Below are 16,626 nucleotides of genomic sequence, written 5' to 3'. Positions count from 1 at the left end.
TAACAGTGAGAAAGTTGCTATTTTGTTTTCCCTTGCTATACTTTCTTCACCTAATGGATTTTGATAGCTAAACCCCGTCCTGCGGGGTTTTGTTTTATCAAGTGCGGTCATTTTTCTTAAGGTTTTTACAATGAATAATTCCCTTCCCCTTCTTGGCATCACGGGTTACAGCGGTAGTGGCAAAACCACATTACTGGAAAAATTACTTCCTCAATTAATTAAAAAAGGTTTACGTGTTTCAGTGATTAAACACAGCCATCACAACGCCCATGTGGATAAAGAAGGAAAAGACAGTTGGCGAATGAAAGAGGCGGGTTCTGCGCAAGTTATTATGGCTTGTGATACTCGCTGGGCATTGATGACAGAAACCCCTCAAGAACCAGTTTCATTAGCCTATTTAAGCCAACAATTTGATCGTCATTTAACGGATTTAGTGTTAGTGGAAGGATTTAAACAAGAACCTATTCCAAAGATTCTATTGCATCGACAAGAGATGACAAAACCGTTGCCGGAATTAGATGAAAACGTGTTGGCTTTAGCAACCGATTATTCGCTTGAAACTGACCGCACTTTATTAGATATTAATCACATTGAACAAATCGCTGAGTTTATTTATCAATGGTGGAAAAAGACGCAGTAATAGAACGTCAGCACTATAAAGGGCTGGCTTGGGTGGCTTCCATGGCTTTGTTTATGCAAAGCTTGGATGCGACTATTTTAAATACTGCCTTACCCACCATCGCAACAGATCTGCAAACCCCTGTCTTTGAAATGCAAATGGCGATTATCGCCTATTCTCTTGCCGTTGCTTTATTTATTCCTTTAACCGCTTGGGCGGCAGCGAAATTTGGTACGCTTACGGTTTTCCGTTCAGCTGTTTTTACCTTTGTATTGGGTTCAGTCGCTTGTGCGATGGCAACGTCTCTCGAGACTCTTGTGCTCGCACGAATTATCCAAGGTATTGGCGGGGCATTTATGATGCCCGTTGCCCGTCTTGCCATTATTCAAACGGTACCGAAAAATCAATTAATTAATGCCTGGAATTTAATGGCAACAGCAGGACTCATCGGCCCGATTCTTGGCCCGATTTTAGGCGGTTGGCTTGTGGTGCATACGTCATGGCATTGGATTTTCTTAATCAATATTCCTATTGGTATGTTAGGCTTCTGGGCGGCGGCTAAAGTGATGGGAAATCATAAGGGCAATGCGAGTAAGTTAGACTGGACAGGCTTTTTACTCTTTGCATTTGGTTTAGTTGGTTTAACGCTCGGGCTTGATTTACTGGGCGAAAGTCACCGTAACAATATGACTACATATAGTGCATTGTCGATTGGTATTGCATTATTGGTGGCCTATTATTTTTATGCAAAAGGTAATGAACGTGCCATTTTACCGTTATCTCTTTTCAATACGAGAACATTCCGATTAGGTATTGCAGCCAATATCTTTATTCGCCTTTCCGGTTCGGCTGTGCCGTTCTTATTACCATTAATGTTCCAACTTTCTTTTGGCTATTCAGCTGAAGAGTCAGGCTGGTTGCTTGCACCCATTGCGCTAATGTCTGTCGTATTTAAACGTTTTATTGGGCACATCTTAAATATTTTAGGTTATAAAACCACGTTAATTTTATCGTCACTTTTAATGGCAGGCTCAACGGTTTCCATGTCATGGCTTGATACCTCATCATCAACGACGTGGATTATATGTAATCTGATGTGGTATGGTGCCTGCATGTCGATGATTTTTACCTCAATTAACACACTTACCGTTGGCGATCTATCACAGGCACAAAGCGGTGTAGGCTCAACGGTGCTGAGTATTGTGCAACAAGTAGGAATCGGATTTGGTATCGCTGTGGCATCTATTATTTTGACGTTATACCGTCAATTTATTGGTAATGAAGGTGAAGCGTTACAACATGCTTTCAGTTATACATTTCTGACCACGTCTGTTTTTGCCATCGCATTAGTTTGGATATTGAGTTATTTACGTAAAACAGACGGGGATCATTTGCGGAAAAAACGTTGATATTGAATGCCTTAGTCTAATTTGTTATAAGAAAGATCTTTTTCTTATTTCGTAAAAGTTTGATTTGCTTATATCTTAGGTAAAATTTTATATTTATGTTTGGGTGTTACACCCGATTAAAGAAGGAAAACTTATGAAATTAAAAGCGACCTTAACTCTTATTGCAGCCAGTTTGTTTTTAGCAGCTTGTGATCAATCTGGTTCTGCGGCAAAAGAAAATGCGAAAGCAGAAACAGCAAAACCTTCAGGCAATAACACGTTTGTGTACTGTACGGCAAAAGCACCACTTGGCTTTAGCCCAGCATTGGTAATGGAAGGCACATCTTACAATGCGAGTTCACAACAAGTGTATAACCGCTTGGTTGAATTCAAAAAAGGTTCAACTGACCTTGAGCCTGCATTGGCTGAAAGTTGGGAGATCAGTGATGATGGTTTAACTTACACGTTCCATTTGCGTAAAGGGGTGAAATTCCATACGACAAAAGAATTTACGCCAACACGTGATTTTAATGCAGATGACGTGATCTTTTCTTTCCAACGTCAGTTAGATCCTAACCACCCTTACCACAATGTATCAAAAGGGACTTATCCGTATTTCAAAGCAATGAAATTCCCAGATTTATTAAAATCAGTTGAGAAAGTGGATGACAACACCGTTCGTATTACTTTGAATAAAAAAGATGCGACTTTCTTAGCAAGCTTGGGTATGGACTTTATCTCTATTTACTCAGCTGAATATGCAGATGCGATGTTGAAAGCGGGTAAACCAGAAACGATCGATAACAAACCTGTGGGTACAGGTCCGTTTATTTTTGTGGATTACAAAACTGACCAAGCTGCGCAATATGTAGCAAATGAAACCTATTGGAAAGGTCGTACACCGCTTGATCGTTTAGTCATCAGCATCGTTCCAGATGCGACTACGCGTTATGCGAAGTTACAAGCGGGTTCTTGTGATTTAATTCTCTTCCCGAATGTGGCGGATTTAGCCAAAATGAAAACTGATCCGAAAGTACAGCTTTTGGAACAAAAAGGTTTGAACGTGGCATATATCGCATTCAATACGGAAAAAGCACCGTTTGATAACGTGAAAGTGCGCCAAGCATTGAACTATGCTGTAGATAAAAAAGCAATTATTGAAGCGGTTTATCAAGGTGCGGGTACGGCAGCGAAAAACCCACTACCACCAACAATCTGGAGTTATAACGACGAAATCCAAGATTATCCGTATGATCCAGAGAAAGCGAAACAGCTTTTAGCGGAAGCAGGTTATCCAAACGGCTTTGAAACGGACTTCTGGATTCAACCAGTGGTACGTGCGTCTAACCCAAATCCAAAACGTATGGCTGAACTTGTGATGGCAGACTGGGCGAAAGTTGGCGTAAAAGCAAATCCAGTCACATTTGAATGGGCTGACTATCAAAAACGTGCTAAAGCAGGCGAATTAACGACAGGTATCTTTGGTTGGTCAGGTGATAACGGTGATCCGGATAACTTCCTTTCTCCATTACTTGCAAGTGCTAACGCTGGCAACTCAAACTTTGCTCGTTTCAAAAATGCAGAATTTGATGCCTTATTAGATAAAGCAATTGGCTTAACGAATAAAGAAGAACGTGCGGCGCTTTATAAACAAGCACAAGTAATTTTCCATGATCAAGCACCATGGATTCCAGTTGCGCATTCTGTTGGTTTCGCACCACTTAGCCCTCGCGTAAAAGGCTACGTACAAAGTCCATTTGGCTATGATGCGTTTTATGGCGTGAGTGTTGATGGTAAATAATTAACGGACTATACTAGCCCTTGCAGTTGCAAGGGCTTTTTGTTTTCAAGCAAAAGGAGAAAGAAAATGGACTTACATGATATTCGTGAGGATTATTGCAAACAGGCGCTTTCTCAGCATGATTGCGATCCCAATCCAATAAAACAATTTGAAAAATGGCTCAACGAAGCGATTACGGCTAAAGTAAACGAGCCGACAGGTGTTAATGTTGCGGCAGTCAATGCAGACGGCCGCCCAACAAGTCGAATGGTGCTGTTGAAAGAAGTGAACGAACAAGGCTTTGTATTTTTCACGAATTATCACAGTCGAAAAGGTCGCGCCATAGAACATAATCCTTTCGTCGCCCTGACATTCTTTTGGCCAGAATTAGAACGTTCTGTTCGTATTGAGGGCAAAGCCGAAAAAATCTCGCCTGAACAATCAGATGAATATTTTGCGACTCGACCTTACACCAGCCGAATTGGCGCTTGGGCCAGTGAGCAAAGTGCGGTCATTTCTAGCCACAAATCTTTATTAGCGAAAGCGGCACTGATTGCAGCAAAACACCCATTAAATGTCCCACGCCCGCCACATTGGGGCGGTTATCTTGTGATTCCTGATCGCATCGAATTCTGGCAAGGTCGCCCAAGTCGTTTACATGACAGAATTTGTTATTTATTCAATGACGGAAAATGGGAGAGAGAAAGATTATCACCGTAAGCGCCTTGAGATAATCCAGTTTTTGTCATCTTTAATGGAAATCACATTGTTCTTGATTGAATTGAGCAATAGTGGAGGAGGCAAGGATTGTTTCATTTATTGTTGTGGGCTTACTATTGCTAGTGGTTGGCTATTTTGCACCGATACCGCCAAAGAATAAAATTGCAGCAACAGAAAACTAGGGATAGATTAGAAAGTAAAGAGCGGTCATTTTTAGATAGAAATGATATAACTAAAAATTAGACCGCTTAGGTATCCAAAGACTCAAGCTAGAACTTAGTTGTTGGTTAAAAACATAATTTGTATCGGTAAAGTCACAACATCTAAGAGTAACGCTAAAGGTGTGAGACCTACAGCTTTTACTACGCCTTCTGCTTGAGAAGAGGTTTTATATCTTATATTTGATGTTTGTTGTTTTAATTTAAACGGTAATGATTTAGCTAGTTGTTTACTTGGGCGATGAATTTGCGCTTTGTCTGTTAATGAATAAATATCACCTGTAAGTTCTAAATTTTTAGCACAGGAAGCTTCATCACACATGAAGCCGAGTTTCTTCATTTTTCCTTTTTCTAATTCATTCGTTACTTTGTATTGTAATGAAAAATCGGCTTGCACATACTTGAGTTCTGTATCATCTTTCGAGATAACTTCGATGGCATTATTTATATAAAAAGGATTACTGAATTTAGCATTGGTCAGTTTTTGAATTTCTTCTGAACTTGTTTCATGCAAATGAATAAGATATTTTTTTCCAAAAATGAGCACTCTGCCAGAGTTTTTATCTTGTCCTAATGCAATAATTTCATCGCTATCAATAGTTTTCTCTCTTGTTACTGTTTCGGTTTTATCGCCAGTTGCAAGATCATTTGTGTTTGTCCAAAGTGTGGAGGTTGCGCAGCCAGAAAGCATAGCACCTAATCCAATAATAAAAATTAGTTTAGTTAAAATGTTTTTCATAGAAAATTCCTATTGATAATCTATATAGATTATTGAAATTACAGTTTTTTACGTAAAAATTCAATCTATTTTTTACAAGGTCATAAAAAACAACCGCACTTTGTTTTTTCAACCAAAGTGCGGTTTATTTTTATCTTATTTTATTTACCGATGATTTCTGCTAAATCAACTTTGCGGTTTTCGTAACGAGAACGGGTACACGCATCGGCAGTGGCGATGGCGGCACGAGCAGCTTCACCGGTGAGTAATTTTACAAATTCCTCAGTTGGTTCCATTCCATGGAGAATGTCATTTAAATAACGCATTTCTTTTTTCATGATAGAGCTCAACCATAGCGGTGTACGTTTACCTGGTTTACCGTATTGAATCGCACCGTCCATTTCTGTGCTGTTGTAAATACGGGTGCGGTCATCATCTTCTTCTTGGGTTTCGTGAATGAGGAAATAGGTGTCTTTTCCATCCACGCGAAGGGTACCTTTGGTATTGTACATATCAAGTTTGATCGCGCCTTTTTCTCCTTGGATTAATACATAATGCTCACCCCAACGGAAAGCGGAACCCCATTCTAGAACAGCGAAGCGATTATCATCGTATTCCATGGTGACAAAAATCATATCGTCTTCATCACCAAATTTTTCGCCTTTGTGTGCAACATTGGCGGCTGCCATGGTAACGGTTTTTGGCATGCCCCCCATAATGAATTGTACGCAGTCTAATTCGTGAATATGGTGGTATAAGTGACCGCCAGATTTTTCACGGATTTTTTTCCATGAAATAGTTGGTTGTTGTTCTTCCCAGCCGTTACGTGCGGTATGGCAGTAAAGCACTTTACCGATCACGCCTTGATTGATTAATTCTTTGGCATGGTGAACACCGTTAAAGAAGTTCATCACATGGCCAGCCATAAAGGTGACGCCATTTTCTTCGCAAGCGCGCACCATGTCGTCACAGTCTTGATAACTTAAGGCGATTGGTTTTTCACAGAAAACGTGTTTTTTATTTTTCGCGGCAAGGATTACTGGTTCTTTGTGTAAGTAGTTTGGAGTGGCGACAATTACGCAATCCACCTCAGGGGAAGTGACCAATTCTTCAAGAGATTTTGCCGCTACGCATTGTAATTCTTGAGCAATGGTTTCACCATTTTCAGGGTCGTATACCATGGTAATCTGTGCATCATCAAATTCATTCATGAAACGGGCTAAATCTGCACCAAAATAGCCAACGCCAACAACACCATATCGCATCATAATAAACTCCTTATTTTTTCACTGAGATTTGTTTTTCCGTTACCATGGATTGCTTCGCTGCTTCTGCAACTTCGATGGCTTCAGTTAAACATAGACTTAATGGACTGGTTTTTCCTTGCGTTAAGTGCTCTACCACGCTTTGCACTTCGATTTCAGCCGCTCGGCTTAACCAAAGTTGGCAAGGTGCGTGGGTGACATTATATTGCTGTGTGCCTTTGGCACTTTCGCGTAGAGATAAATCAGCCTCAAATTCATCAAATAAATCAACGTGTTCTATTTTTCCATCTAGATAATTAAATGTGACACTTGAGGTAAAGAAATTGACTTCAATTACACCGTTTTCACCATGAATTTGAATGCCCCATTGGTGTAATCGATAAGCCGTACCCATTTCGAGCGAACCTAACACGCCATTTTTAAAACGCAATAACAACTGCAACACATCACGGCTGTCTGGCGTATCGTGATGCGCTTGGTTAGCGGCTTGAGCAAAGACCGCCTCAATATCGCCTAATAACCAACAGAGTAAATCCAGCTCATGAATGAGGTGGAAAAGCTCACCGCCCGTAAGATTGGCATCTAATTTCCACCATTCTTTGTTTGGTAGATTTTCAATCCAACGCTGACGCATAGCACGTGCAACCGTAATGCGGCCTAATTTTCCTTGTTCTAAAGCCGCTTTGACTTTCAACATGCCAGGCAACGTACGTTCTAAATGGCCCACAAAAATGACTTTACCTTTTTCTTCGGCAAGACGGCGTAAATGTTGGCCTTGAGAAGAGCTTAAGGTAAAAGGCGTTTCAATAAAGACATGACAGCCAGCGTTTAACGCTAAGATAGCCGGAGAATAATGAGCATAGTTTGGCGTGGCGATAACGACTAAATCAGGTTTGGTTTCAGCCAACATTTCTTCTACACTGAAAAAGGCTTGGCTGCCATATTGGTCGGCGAGTTTTTGTGCAAGAGAAGGATTGATATCCGTCACTGCAATTAAGTTTGCTTGGGCTTTATCAAATGCTGAAGCCAACTGAACACCAAAAAAGCCGCAGCCGATTAAGGCAATGTTTAATCCATTAGTTTGCATCATGCCCTCCTTGTTGTAAGCGTTGGCGAATACTTTGGAAATATTGCAAGATCGCGCGTTGCATGCGTACCAAATCATGTGCTTCTACTGCATCAATTAATTCACGGTGTTGCATGGCTAATTTTTCAGGAGAAAGTGTTGGTGGCGGTAGGCCTTTTTCTACTTGCTGATAAATTTGCCAAAACGCATCTAAATATTGAATCAGTAACGGGTTATTTAATGGTTCATAAAGTTTTAAATGAATGTGGTATTCATCTTTAGGGGAAAATTTTTGCTCACGGGCATTTTTTTCCATATTGGCTACTGATTTTTGCAAAAGTGCGGTCTGTTCTTGGCTAATTTTTCCCAACACCATCGGAGCAAAACCGTATTCCAAAATTTCCCGAATATCCAAAATATTAATCAGCTGATTATGATCATTATGCAAATTCAGTTGGGTGTGAAAGCTTAATCCACGAATCATGGGGACAAGAGAGGATTCACTCACAAAGGTGCCGACGCCATGGCGAATGTCTAAAATGTGTAGCGCCTCTAAAGATTTAATGGCTTCACGCAAACTGGAACGGCTCACACCAAGCTGTTCAATCAGCTCATTTTCTGTTGGCATCAAATCGCCAGATTTAAGATTTTGTTTGATGATGAGCGATTTGATTTTATCCTGCAAAACGAGACTTGCTTCTTTTTTACTTGTTTTTTTCATTTCTGTTCTCATTTTCTAATCTATTTTCTGAATTTGTGATCCAGCTCTCATTCTCTCTAATTGACATAAGACATCATACGTCTTATCTTTATTTATGCAAGCAGAAATTAGCAGTGATTTTAAATTCTGTGATCTATACCACAAAATTCTCAAATACAAGGAAGGGAGGTTGTTATGGCAACATCATTACCATGGTATAAAGAAGTCAGTCCTACGCAAAAAAAAGCGTTATTTGCGGCTTGGTTAGGTTATGTTTTTGATGGCTTCGATTATATGCTTATCACTTATGTGCTTTTGGATATTCAAAAAGAATTCGCCATGAGCACAACGGAAACATCTACATTATTACTTGCAGCGTTCGTCGCACGTCCATTAGGTGGGGCGATTTTTGGTAGTTTTGCCGATAAATATGGTCGTCGTTTGGCGATGATTGTTTCCATTATCACGTATTCCGTTGGCACATTCTTGTGCGGTTTATCCACCAGTTATATTTGGCTTTTCATCTTCCGTATGATTATTGGTATGGGGATGGCGGGTGAATATGCTTGTTCTTCCTCTTATGCCATTGAAAGTTGGCCACAACATTTACGTACAAAAGCCAGTGCATTTTTAGTAAGTGGCTTCTCTATTGGTAATATTCTTGCTTCTCAAGTGATCCCTTGGGTGTCTCAAACTTATGGTTGGCGTATGGCTTTCTTCATCGGTTTAGCGCCAGTCGCCTTAGTGCTTTACGTTCGCCGCCATGCACCTGAAAGTGAAGAATGGGCACAAGCAAAAGCGGCGGGTAAAGTGAATAAAGTTCCACTTACTGACCTATTCACTGAAAAACAATTACCAATTACCTTAATTATTTTCTTAGTTTGTTATTCAATTTTCTCCGTAAACTGGCCGGTAGTAGGGCTGCTTCCACTTTATCTCAAAGAAAACGGCTATGCTGAAAATGTGAAATCACTGATGTTCTGGGCTGGATTTGGTATCCTCATTGGTACCTTAATTGCAGGCTTTATCGGTGATAAATTGGGTGAGAAGAAAACCTTTGTGTATAGCTTATTGTTATCACTTTTCTTCCTCTTCCCTGTATTCTATTTGCCAGAAAATAATGTATTAGCCCTTGGCGCGTTGCTCTTTTTCTTACTTGCAACTAACTTAGGGATTGCGGGTTTAGTACCAAAATATATGGCGACTTTCTTCCCAGCTGAAATGCGAAGCACAGGTATTGGTTTCATCTATAACTTTGCCGCGATTGGTGGAGGGGTATCTCCAGTGATTGCCGCGGCAATTAGCGAAAGAGTAGGACTTGGTTCAGCCCTTGTGTATGTCACCTTATTCTGGACAATTGTCCTTGTTGCTCTCGTTGGATTAAGATTGCCAGAACGTATTCAAGCTCGTATGCAACAATAAAAAACGAAAGCAAAACAGACCGCACTTTTAGGTGCGGTTTGTTGTTTATACAAAAATAGTTTGAAGCGTGTCACAAATTTGTTAAAAATATGTTTCAATTTTTTCGGTTAAATGCTAATTAATAATCTCCCCTATCGTTTTATAGGAGATTGTATATGCAAACTCAACAAACCTTTCTCTCTAAATATAAAAGTCTCATTATTCTTGCCTTAGACTTTGTCTTCATGTTGGTGTTAATCAAAATACTGCCGTTTTCTGCTCAAGAGAATCGCGGGCTAGCCTTGCTGATTTTTATTGGGATTTTATGGTTAACGGAAGCCTTTAATATTACCGTGACATCCCTCATGGTGCCTGTTGTTGCTATTGGATTAGGCTTGATTAATACACAAAAAGCCCTTGCCCCATTCTCCACGCCAATTATTTATATGTTCTTTGGGGGATTTGTGGTAGCTGCGGTGCTGCAAATTCAGAACCTAGACAAGATTATTGCGAATTACATTATCCGTTTGGCCAAAGGAAACTTAAAGCTTTCTATAACCTACCTTTTCACCGCAACGACATTCCTTTCCATGTGGATTAACAACACCGCTGTGGCAGCCATGATGTTACCGCTCACTATGGGGATGTTAAAAGGTATCAATGCAGAGAAAAATCATCGATTGTATGCTTTTGTCTTGTTAGGTATGGCATTTAGTGCCAGTATCGGTGGTATTGGTACGTTGGTGGGAAGTGCACCAAACGCGATTTTGGCATCTCAAATTCAAGTGACCTTCACTGAATGGCTAGGCTACGGTTTCCCGGTAATGATCTTACTTGTGCCTTCAATGATTTTTTCTTTATGGGTGATTTTACGTCCAGATTTTTCTGTTGAATTTAATCCGTCGCTTGAGAAAGTCAGTTTTAACCGAAAAAATATCATTACCTTAGTGATCTTTATCGGTATGGCGATTATGTTACTTTTCAGCTCTCTCTTAAACCCATGGATTAGTGCTTTCCTTGAATTACCGAAAAAAATCGAAAACTTTGATACGGTGATTGCGCTATGCGTTGTGATCTTTATTTGTGTTTCAGGTGTCGCAAGTTGGAAAGAAATTCAAGAACGTGTTGAATGGGGCGTGCTCGTTTTATTCGGTGGTGGTTTGACACTTAGTATTGTGATGAAAGATTCGGGTGCCAGTAAGATTATGGCGGATAGCATCGTTCAGTTTGTACAAACCAAACCGCTTTGGGTACTTTGCTTTGTGATAACCGCATTTATTATTTTCTTAACAGAATTCACATCAAATACCGCCAGTGCTGCATTGATTATGCCAATTGTGATTTCAGTTGCACAATCCATGAATTTACCGCCTATCGCTTTAGCCGCAATTATCGCTTGTGGGGCAAGTTGTGCATTTATGCTACCAATCGCTACACCGCCAAATGCTATTGTATTTGCAACAGGCAATGTGAAACAACTTGATATGGCCAAAGTCGGTTTGATTTTAAATCTATTCTGTATCGCCATCATCGGCAGCATGACTTATTTTGTGTGGTTGTAAATGTGGTTAAAATTGACCGCACTTTATTAGCCTATAAAAGTAAACCGCACGTTAAAGTGCGGTTTATTGTTTATCTCGAAATAACCTCTTTTGTGAAGGCTTCCATTTCGGCTTTACGCCATGGTGTTGAGAAGAAAATAGTATCTTTCAAGCCAGATTCACTATTGAGTGGACGAACACCGAATTCTTGGCTTAATTTCTGTTGTACTTCAGGCGAAGTAATCCAATGCACGAAAACAAGTGATGCGGCTGGGTTCGGCGCATTTTTTGCTACGGTTACAACATTACCACCGCCAGGCATCCCAAATTTTGGTACATAGAATTTTAAACGATCAGTAATTGCACCTTGTTTTTGCAAGCTGAACAAGTGATCTTGCCATGCGGAGACAATTACTAACTCACCGTCGTTTAAACGGGTTAAACTATCAGCATTCGAAGCTGTACGGATTAGCGCATCTTTTTTACTGCTGAACCAATCCCAGGTTTTCTTCCAATTAGCAATCTGTGCTTCATCGACTTTATCGGTACGATAATCATAATCACCATTGATGTACACTAAAGCTCGTTGAATGAAGGCATTACCAGAGCTGCCGCCATTTGGATCTGAATATCCGAATTTTTTTGGATTTTTATCAATATAGCTTTCCATGTCTGCCCAAGATTGTGGCAATTCCTCTTCTTTGATTCGCATAGGATCATAAGCTAGACCGGTTTGATTACCCCAGTAACCTACAGCCATATCGCCTAATTCAACACCTTGTAAGTGGTGATTTAGTTTATCGAAATTTGGTAAGTTATTGAGTTTTACAAGAATGTCATTTTTCGCTACGTTGCCTAAACGGTCAGCATTTAACACAACCACATCCATTTTGCCGGTTTCTAGATTTTTTTCAGCAATCAGTTTATTGATATTACCGTCCAAGGTGCCTTCAGGTACTTTGACTTTAATACCGTATTGATTTTCAAACTCTTTGACAAAATTACGGAATTGCGGCTGCAAATACCAAACGCTAACTGTCAATTTTCCTTCTTTTTTAGCGAGTTCTTCGATTTCACTCCAAGATTTACCACTTAAGTCCGTGGAAGCTGAAGCAAAATTACTGACAGCTAAGGCAGCCGCGGTAAGACCAATGGATAGAAGTTTACGGATATTTTTTTGCATAAGGTGCTCCTTGTGAAAATTATGCTTTTCCTGTGGATTGAGAGAGATAATTCCCTTTCAACAATTTTTCGATAATCATCATCAAAATAATGTTTGGTACCAACAAAATAATCGATACAACGGCCGCATTCGGACGAATAAAAGAATAACCGAGGAAAGAATATAAAATGGTTGGCACGGTAATAAAGTCTGGTGAGCCGATAACGAAAGCGATAGCAAACTCTTCAATACTTTTCACTAAACAGAAAATAATTGATGCTAAAAAACTTGGTTTTAACATCGGCATATATACGTCTTTGAAAACGGTAAATTTAGATGCACCTAAGTCACGGCTAGCATCAATGAGGTCTTGTGGTACAGAAGAAAAGCCCGCGGATAAAATCCGAATAGCATAAGGTAACGTGAGTACAACATGCCCAATAACAATGCCGATGAATGGATTGTTAATATTTAAATCCAATAACATACGGCTAAAGAATAGGGCAATAATCATGCCTGGAATAACCAATGGAATCAGCGTTAATAATTCTGCTAATTTTTTACCTCTAAAGTCCATACGTCCAAATGCATAAGCTGTTGGGAGAGAGAGTAAAATAGTGATCAGAGAAACCGTAGGCGCAATGGTATAGCTATTAAACATTGCTTCAGGTAAAGAGGTGGTTTCCCAGACGATTTTCCAACGCTCAAAAGATAATGATTGAGGGAAAATATCTGGATAACTCCACGGTTTAGCGGGATCTACCAATGACCATAAACCTGCCATTAAAAAGGGTAGGAACAACCAAATAAAATTCGCAAGAATGAAGAAAGTTAAGGAAATACGTGCGATTAATCGACCATTTTTCGTTGTGATTTGTGCGGAACTGCTCATTTTACTTCTCCACGTTTGACGGCTAATGGTTTAATCAATAATGACACTAGGATGGTGAAGAAGGCAGAGGTCAACATAATCGTTAATGCCATGACCGCACTTTGATTCCACTCTTCAAATTCATAGGCAGACATTTGCATTAAACGTGCTAAAGAATAGGTACTACGAGGACCTGCAATACTATAAAAGGCGAAATCACCGAGTGCGCCGATAAATATTAAAATAAAGGAAACTTGTACCGCACCTAAGGTTAGTGGGAAGATCACATAACGAAAACGTTGCCAAGGGCTCGAACCTAAATTAGCTGCCGCATCTAATAAATCAGTTTTCAGTGAATTGACTGCTCCACCAATAAGAATTAAAGCAAAGGGAATGTTTTTCCACATTTGTAAAATCACTACCCCCCAGCCAAATTCGTCATTTTGTAAGGTTTTTGGCTCGTCCCAAATACCTAAATAAACAAATACCTCATTAAGAATGCCGTGGTAAGAGATCATATTGACGAACAAGAAGGCTGCAACTAATCCTGGCACCAACATAGGCGCTCGTAAAATGGTGATAATGGTTACTTTGGCTGGTAATTTTTTACGCAACCACATAGCAATGGGATAAGCCACGATGATGGATAAAATGGCCCCTAATAAAGACACTTTTACGGAATAAATATACGAATTTTGGAATACAGGACTATTTAATACGGCTTGCCAATATTCCAAACTAAATTGACTTTCTTCCCCGCCCATACTGTATAAACCAAGGCTTTGAGAGACGACAATGTAGAATGTGGACCCCATTAAAAATAGGATCGTACCTAAACCGCTGCATAGCAATAACCATGCTTTTACATCATTTTTGAGACTTTTCATTTTACGGACTCCAAGAATTTAATCGCATGGCGGGGAACCGTAAAGGTGAGTTTATCGCTCAAATTCGGGCATTTTGTTAGTTGCAGGCGTAATTTTTTCTCTTCATCATTACGCTTAATGACTCCTTGCACTTCCGTGATATTGCCCATAAAAGCGGTGTTGATGATATCTACTGTAATTTGGTTTTCCGCTTCCGTTTGTGCGTTTGGTAACAATTCAATGTCTTCTGGTCGAAAGCAAATATAAATTCGTTCTGATTCCGGTTTTTTCTCAGAAAATACGGTGAAATCGCCAAAAATAGAACTAACAGCATAAAGGTTATCACCAATGTTTTTCACATTAGCTTCCGTGATATTGGCAATGCCAATAAAATCTGCCACAAAGCGGTTTTTAGGATGATGATAAATATCTTGAGGAGAGCCAATTTGCTCAATAGAGCCCTTATTTAACACGATGATTTTATCTGACATAGTTAGGGCTTCAGCCTGATCGTGAGTCACATAAATACTAGTTAAATTATATTGTTTTGAGAGTTGCTTAATTTCAAAACGTACACTTTCGCGTAATTTGGCATCTAAGTTGGAAAGCGGTTCATCAAATAAAATTACATCTGGACGAGTGACCATGGCTCTGGCTAATGCGACACGCTGTTGTTGACCTCCAGAAAGCTCATTAGGTAATTTCAATTTATGAAATTCTAAATCCATTTGCTTCAATGCGAGATCTAAACGCTGTTTTTGTTCTTCAATATCAATTTTACGTTGCTTTAAACCATAGCAAATATTGTGAGAAACGTTGAGGTGAGGGAAAAGGGCATAAGATTGGAAACACATGGCTGTATTGCGTTTTTCTGGAGGAACATTGTTAACATTTTTTCCTCCGATAAGGATTTCACCTTCGTCAGCCACATGAAATCCAGCGATTAATTTTAATAAGGAGGTTTTACCACAGCCACTTGGTCCTAATAAGGTGACAAACTCGCCTTCTTCAGCGGTAAAAGTAATATTATTTGCTGCGTAAAAGTCACCAAATTTTTTTGTAATATTTTTTATTTCTAACTTTGCCATTTTTACATCCTCTATTTGGCTATACAACTATAGAGGTAACCATAAAACACTTGGTTATTTTTTCAATAAAATAAAAATATTTTTTATGAATTTGTGATGAAGATCACGCATTTAGATAAAATATGGTTTTATTACATTTTAATAATGCGGAGGCGGCGTTTCTTCTGCTTGGCTGGCAATATTAGAAGGTTGCATATCTTTTAATTTGCTGGCGAGATAGCGGAGTTGAAGTTGAATTTTATCCATATCAAACTGTTGTTGAACTAATGCTTGGTTTAGCTCGTCTAAAAGTTGTTCTTGAAACGCAATTTTCATTTCAAGTTCAGCAATGCGATCTTCTAAAATTTGTTGATTTTGCATAAAATTTCTCTAATTTTTAAAAAAATGTTGTGAATTTGGTCAATCCGATCTAACCTATTCGCTATTCCGTTTCTATTATAAAGGATCAAGCAAAATGTTGAAAATTCAAAAGCTTTCTCTTGCTGCACTTATGGTAAGTGCGGTCGTTTCAGGTTCTGTTTTTGCAGAAGATAAAGCAGCGCCAAGCGCAAGTGATGCGTCTTATGCTGTAGGTGCATTAATGGGTAACCAAGTAAAAGATTTAGTGGATGCTCAAAAAGAAGTGATTCAATACGACAATGCGCGTATTTTAGATGGCTTAAAAGATGCATTAGAAGGTAAAGTTGATGTTCGTAAAGACGAAAAAATTCAACAAACCTTAGATGGCATTCAAGAGCAATTAGTGTCTGCAGCGAAAGCAAAAGTAGAACAACAAGCGAAAGCCGCAAAAGAAGAAGGTGATAAATACCGCGCTGAATTTGCGAAAAAAGACGGCGTGAAAAGTACCAAAGATGGTTTACTTTACAAAATCACTGAAGCAGGTAAAGGTGATGCAATTAAAGCAACAGATACTGTAAAAGTACATTACACCGGTAAATTACCAGATGGTAAAGTATTTGATAGCTCTGTTGAACGTGGTCAACCGGTCGAGTTTAAATTAAACCAAGTGATTAAAGGTTGGACTGAAGGTCTTCAGTTAGTGAAGAAAGGCGGTAAAATCGAATTAGTGATTCCACCTGAATTAGCTTATGGCAAACAAGGTGCAGGCGATTCAATTCCACCTGATGCAACACTTTACTTCGAAGTTGAAGTATTAGACGTTAACCCTAAAAAATAATCCTTAATTCAACCGCACTTTGTCCAAAGTGCGGTCATTTTCCCTA

At 39.4% G+C, this 16,626-nt stretch carries 16 protein-coding genes; 7 read left to right on the top strand and 9 right to left on the bottom strand.

What is annotated here, in order from left to right:
- Positions 1 to 130 precede the first annotated feature (130 nt).
- From mobB to pdxH, 4 genes are all read left to right on the top strand, one after another.
- A complete protein-coding gene (gene mobB / locus PARA_RS02675) occupies positions 131 to 640 on the top strand; it encodes a molybdopterin-guanine dinucleotide biosynthesis protein MobB (RefSeq protein ID WP_041918207.1) in 510 nt (169 codons plus the stop codon).
- The gene (locus tag PARA_RS02670) at positions 619 to 2,028 is read left to right on the top strand and encodes an MDR family MFS transporter (protein ID WP_050797951.1); all 1,410 of its coding nucleotides are present in this window, start codon (positions 619 to 621) and stop codon (positions 2,026 to 2,028) included. The genes mobB and PARA_RS02670 overlap by 22 nt, the downstream gene beginning before the upstream one ends.
- A gap of 133 nt (positions 2,029 to 2,161) precedes the next feature.
- The gene (locus PARA_RS02665; RefSeq protein WP_014064426.1) at positions 2,162 to 3,808 is read left to right on the top strand and encodes an ABC transporter substrate-binding protein; all 1,647 of its coding nucleotides are present in this window, start codon (positions 2,162 to 2,164) and stop codon (positions 3,806 to 3,808) included.
- Positions 3,809 to 3,874: 66 nt separating this feature from the next.
- On the top strand, positions 3,875 to 4,507 hold the full coding sequence (pdxH, locus tag PARA_RS02660; protein ID WP_014064425.1) for a pyridoxamine 5'-phosphate oxidase: 633 nt from the start codon (positions 3,875 to 3,877) through the stop codon (positions 4,505 to 4,507).
- Positions 4,508 to 4,783: 276 nt separating this feature from the next.
- On the opposite strand, the gene PARA_RS02655 is transcribed toward pdxH, so the two are convergent.
- The 4 genes from PARA_RS02655 to PARA_RS02640 form a co-directional block, all read right to left on the bottom strand.
- Positions 4,784 to 5,464, bottom strand: coding sequence for a hypothetical protein (locus PARA_RS02655; RefSeq protein ID WP_014064424.1), 681 nt, complete (start codon positions 5,462 to 5,464; stop codon positions 4,784 to 4,786).
- A 140-nt stretch (positions 5,465 to 5,604) separates the two neighbouring features.
- Complete coding sequence (locus tag PARA_RS02650) at positions 5,605 to 6,711, bottom strand: Gfo/Idh/MocA family protein (RefSeq protein ID WP_014064423.1); 1,107 nt, start codon at positions 6,709 to 6,711, stop codon at positions 5,605 to 5,607.
- A gap of 10 nt (positions 6,712 to 6,721) precedes the next feature.
- Positions 6,722 to 7,795 carry a Gfo/Idh/MocA family protein gene (locus PARA_RS02645; RefSeq protein WP_005699319.1) on the bottom strand — a complete coding sequence of 358 codons (1,074 nt, stop codon included), beginning with the start codon at positions 7,793 to 7,795 and terminating at the stop codon, positions 6,722 to 6,724.
- Positions 7,785 to 8,495 (bottom strand): FadR/GntR family transcriptional regulator, encoded by a 711-nt coding sequence (locus PARA_RS02640; protein WP_014064422.1) that lies wholly within the window; start codon positions 8,493 to 8,495, stop codon positions 7,785 to 7,787. The genes PARA_RS02645 and PARA_RS02640 overlap by 11 nt, the downstream gene beginning before the upstream one ends.
- A 174-nt stretch (positions 8,496 to 8,669) precedes the next feature.
- Between PARA_RS02640 and PARA_RS02635 the strand changes: the two genes are divergently transcribed.
- Entirely contained in the window at positions 8,670 to 9,896 is a 1,227-nt protein-coding gene (locus PARA_RS02635; protein ID WP_014064421.1) for an MFS transporter, read from the top strand.
- Positions 9,897 to 10,051: 155 nt separating this feature from the next.
- The gene (locus PARA_RS02630) at positions 10,052 to 11,437 is read left to right on the top strand and encodes an SLC13 family permease (protein ID WP_014064420.1); all 1,386 of its coding nucleotides are present in this window, start codon (positions 10,052 to 10,054) and stop codon (positions 11,435 to 11,437) included.
- A gap of 70 nt (positions 11,438 to 11,507) precedes the next feature.
- Here the strand turns inward: PARA_RS02630 and PARA_RS02625 are convergent, their stop codons facing one another.
- The 5 genes from PARA_RS02625 to PARA_RS02605 all read right to left on the bottom strand — a co-directional run bounded on the left by PARA_RS02625 (position 11,508) and on the right by PARA_RS02605 (position 15,763).
- A complete protein-coding gene (locus PARA_RS02625; protein ID WP_014064419.1) occupies positions 11,508 to 12,599 on the bottom strand; it encodes an extracellular solute-binding protein in 1,092 nt (363 codons plus the stop codon).
- Between the two features lie 19 nt (positions 12,600 to 12,618).
- On the bottom strand, positions 12,619 to 13,470 hold the full coding sequence (locus tag PARA_RS02620) for an ABC transporter permease (protein WP_014064418.1): 852 nt from the start codon (positions 13,468 to 13,470) through the stop codon (positions 12,619 to 12,621).
- Positions 13,467 to 14,336, bottom strand: coding sequence for an ABC transporter permease (locus PARA_RS02615; protein WP_014064417.1), 870 nt, complete (start codon positions 14,334 to 14,336; stop codon positions 13,467 to 13,469). Before PARA_RS02615 ends, PARA_RS02620 begins: the two co-directional genes overlap by 4 nt.
- The gene (locus tag PARA_RS02610) at positions 14,333 to 15,403 is read right to left on the bottom strand and encodes an ABC transporter ATP-binding protein (RefSeq protein ID WP_041918206.1); all 1,071 of its coding nucleotides are present in this window, start codon (positions 15,401 to 15,403) and stop codon (positions 14,333 to 14,335) included. Before PARA_RS02610 ends, PARA_RS02615 begins: the two co-directional genes overlap by 4 nt.
- Before the next feature lie 138 nt (positions 15,404 to 15,541).
- Positions 15,542 to 15,763 (bottom strand): SlyX family protein, encoded by a 222-nt coding sequence (locus PARA_RS02605; protein ID WP_014064415.1) that lies wholly within the window; start codon positions 15,761 to 15,763, stop codon positions 15,542 to 15,544.
- A gap of 94 nt (positions 15,764 to 15,857) precedes the next feature.
- Here PARA_RS02605 and fkpA point away from each other — a divergent pair, with 94 nt between their 5' ends.
- Positions 15,858 to 16,580, top strand: a complete 723-nt coding sequence (gene fkpA / locus PARA_RS02600; protein WP_014064414.1) for an FKBP-type peptidyl-prolyl cis-trans isomerase — start codon at positions 15,858 to 15,860, stop codon at positions 16,578 to 16,580.
- Positions 16,581 to 16,626 lie beyond the last annotated feature (46 nt).

It is taken from the genome of Haemophilus parainfluenzae T3T1, from assembly GCF_000210895.1.
GTDB lineage: Bacteria > Pseudomonadota > Gammaproteobacteria > Enterobacterales > Pasteurellaceae > Haemophilus_D > Haemophilus_D parainfluenzae_A.
This window is presented reverse-complemented; position numbering and strand designations above follow the sequence as displayed.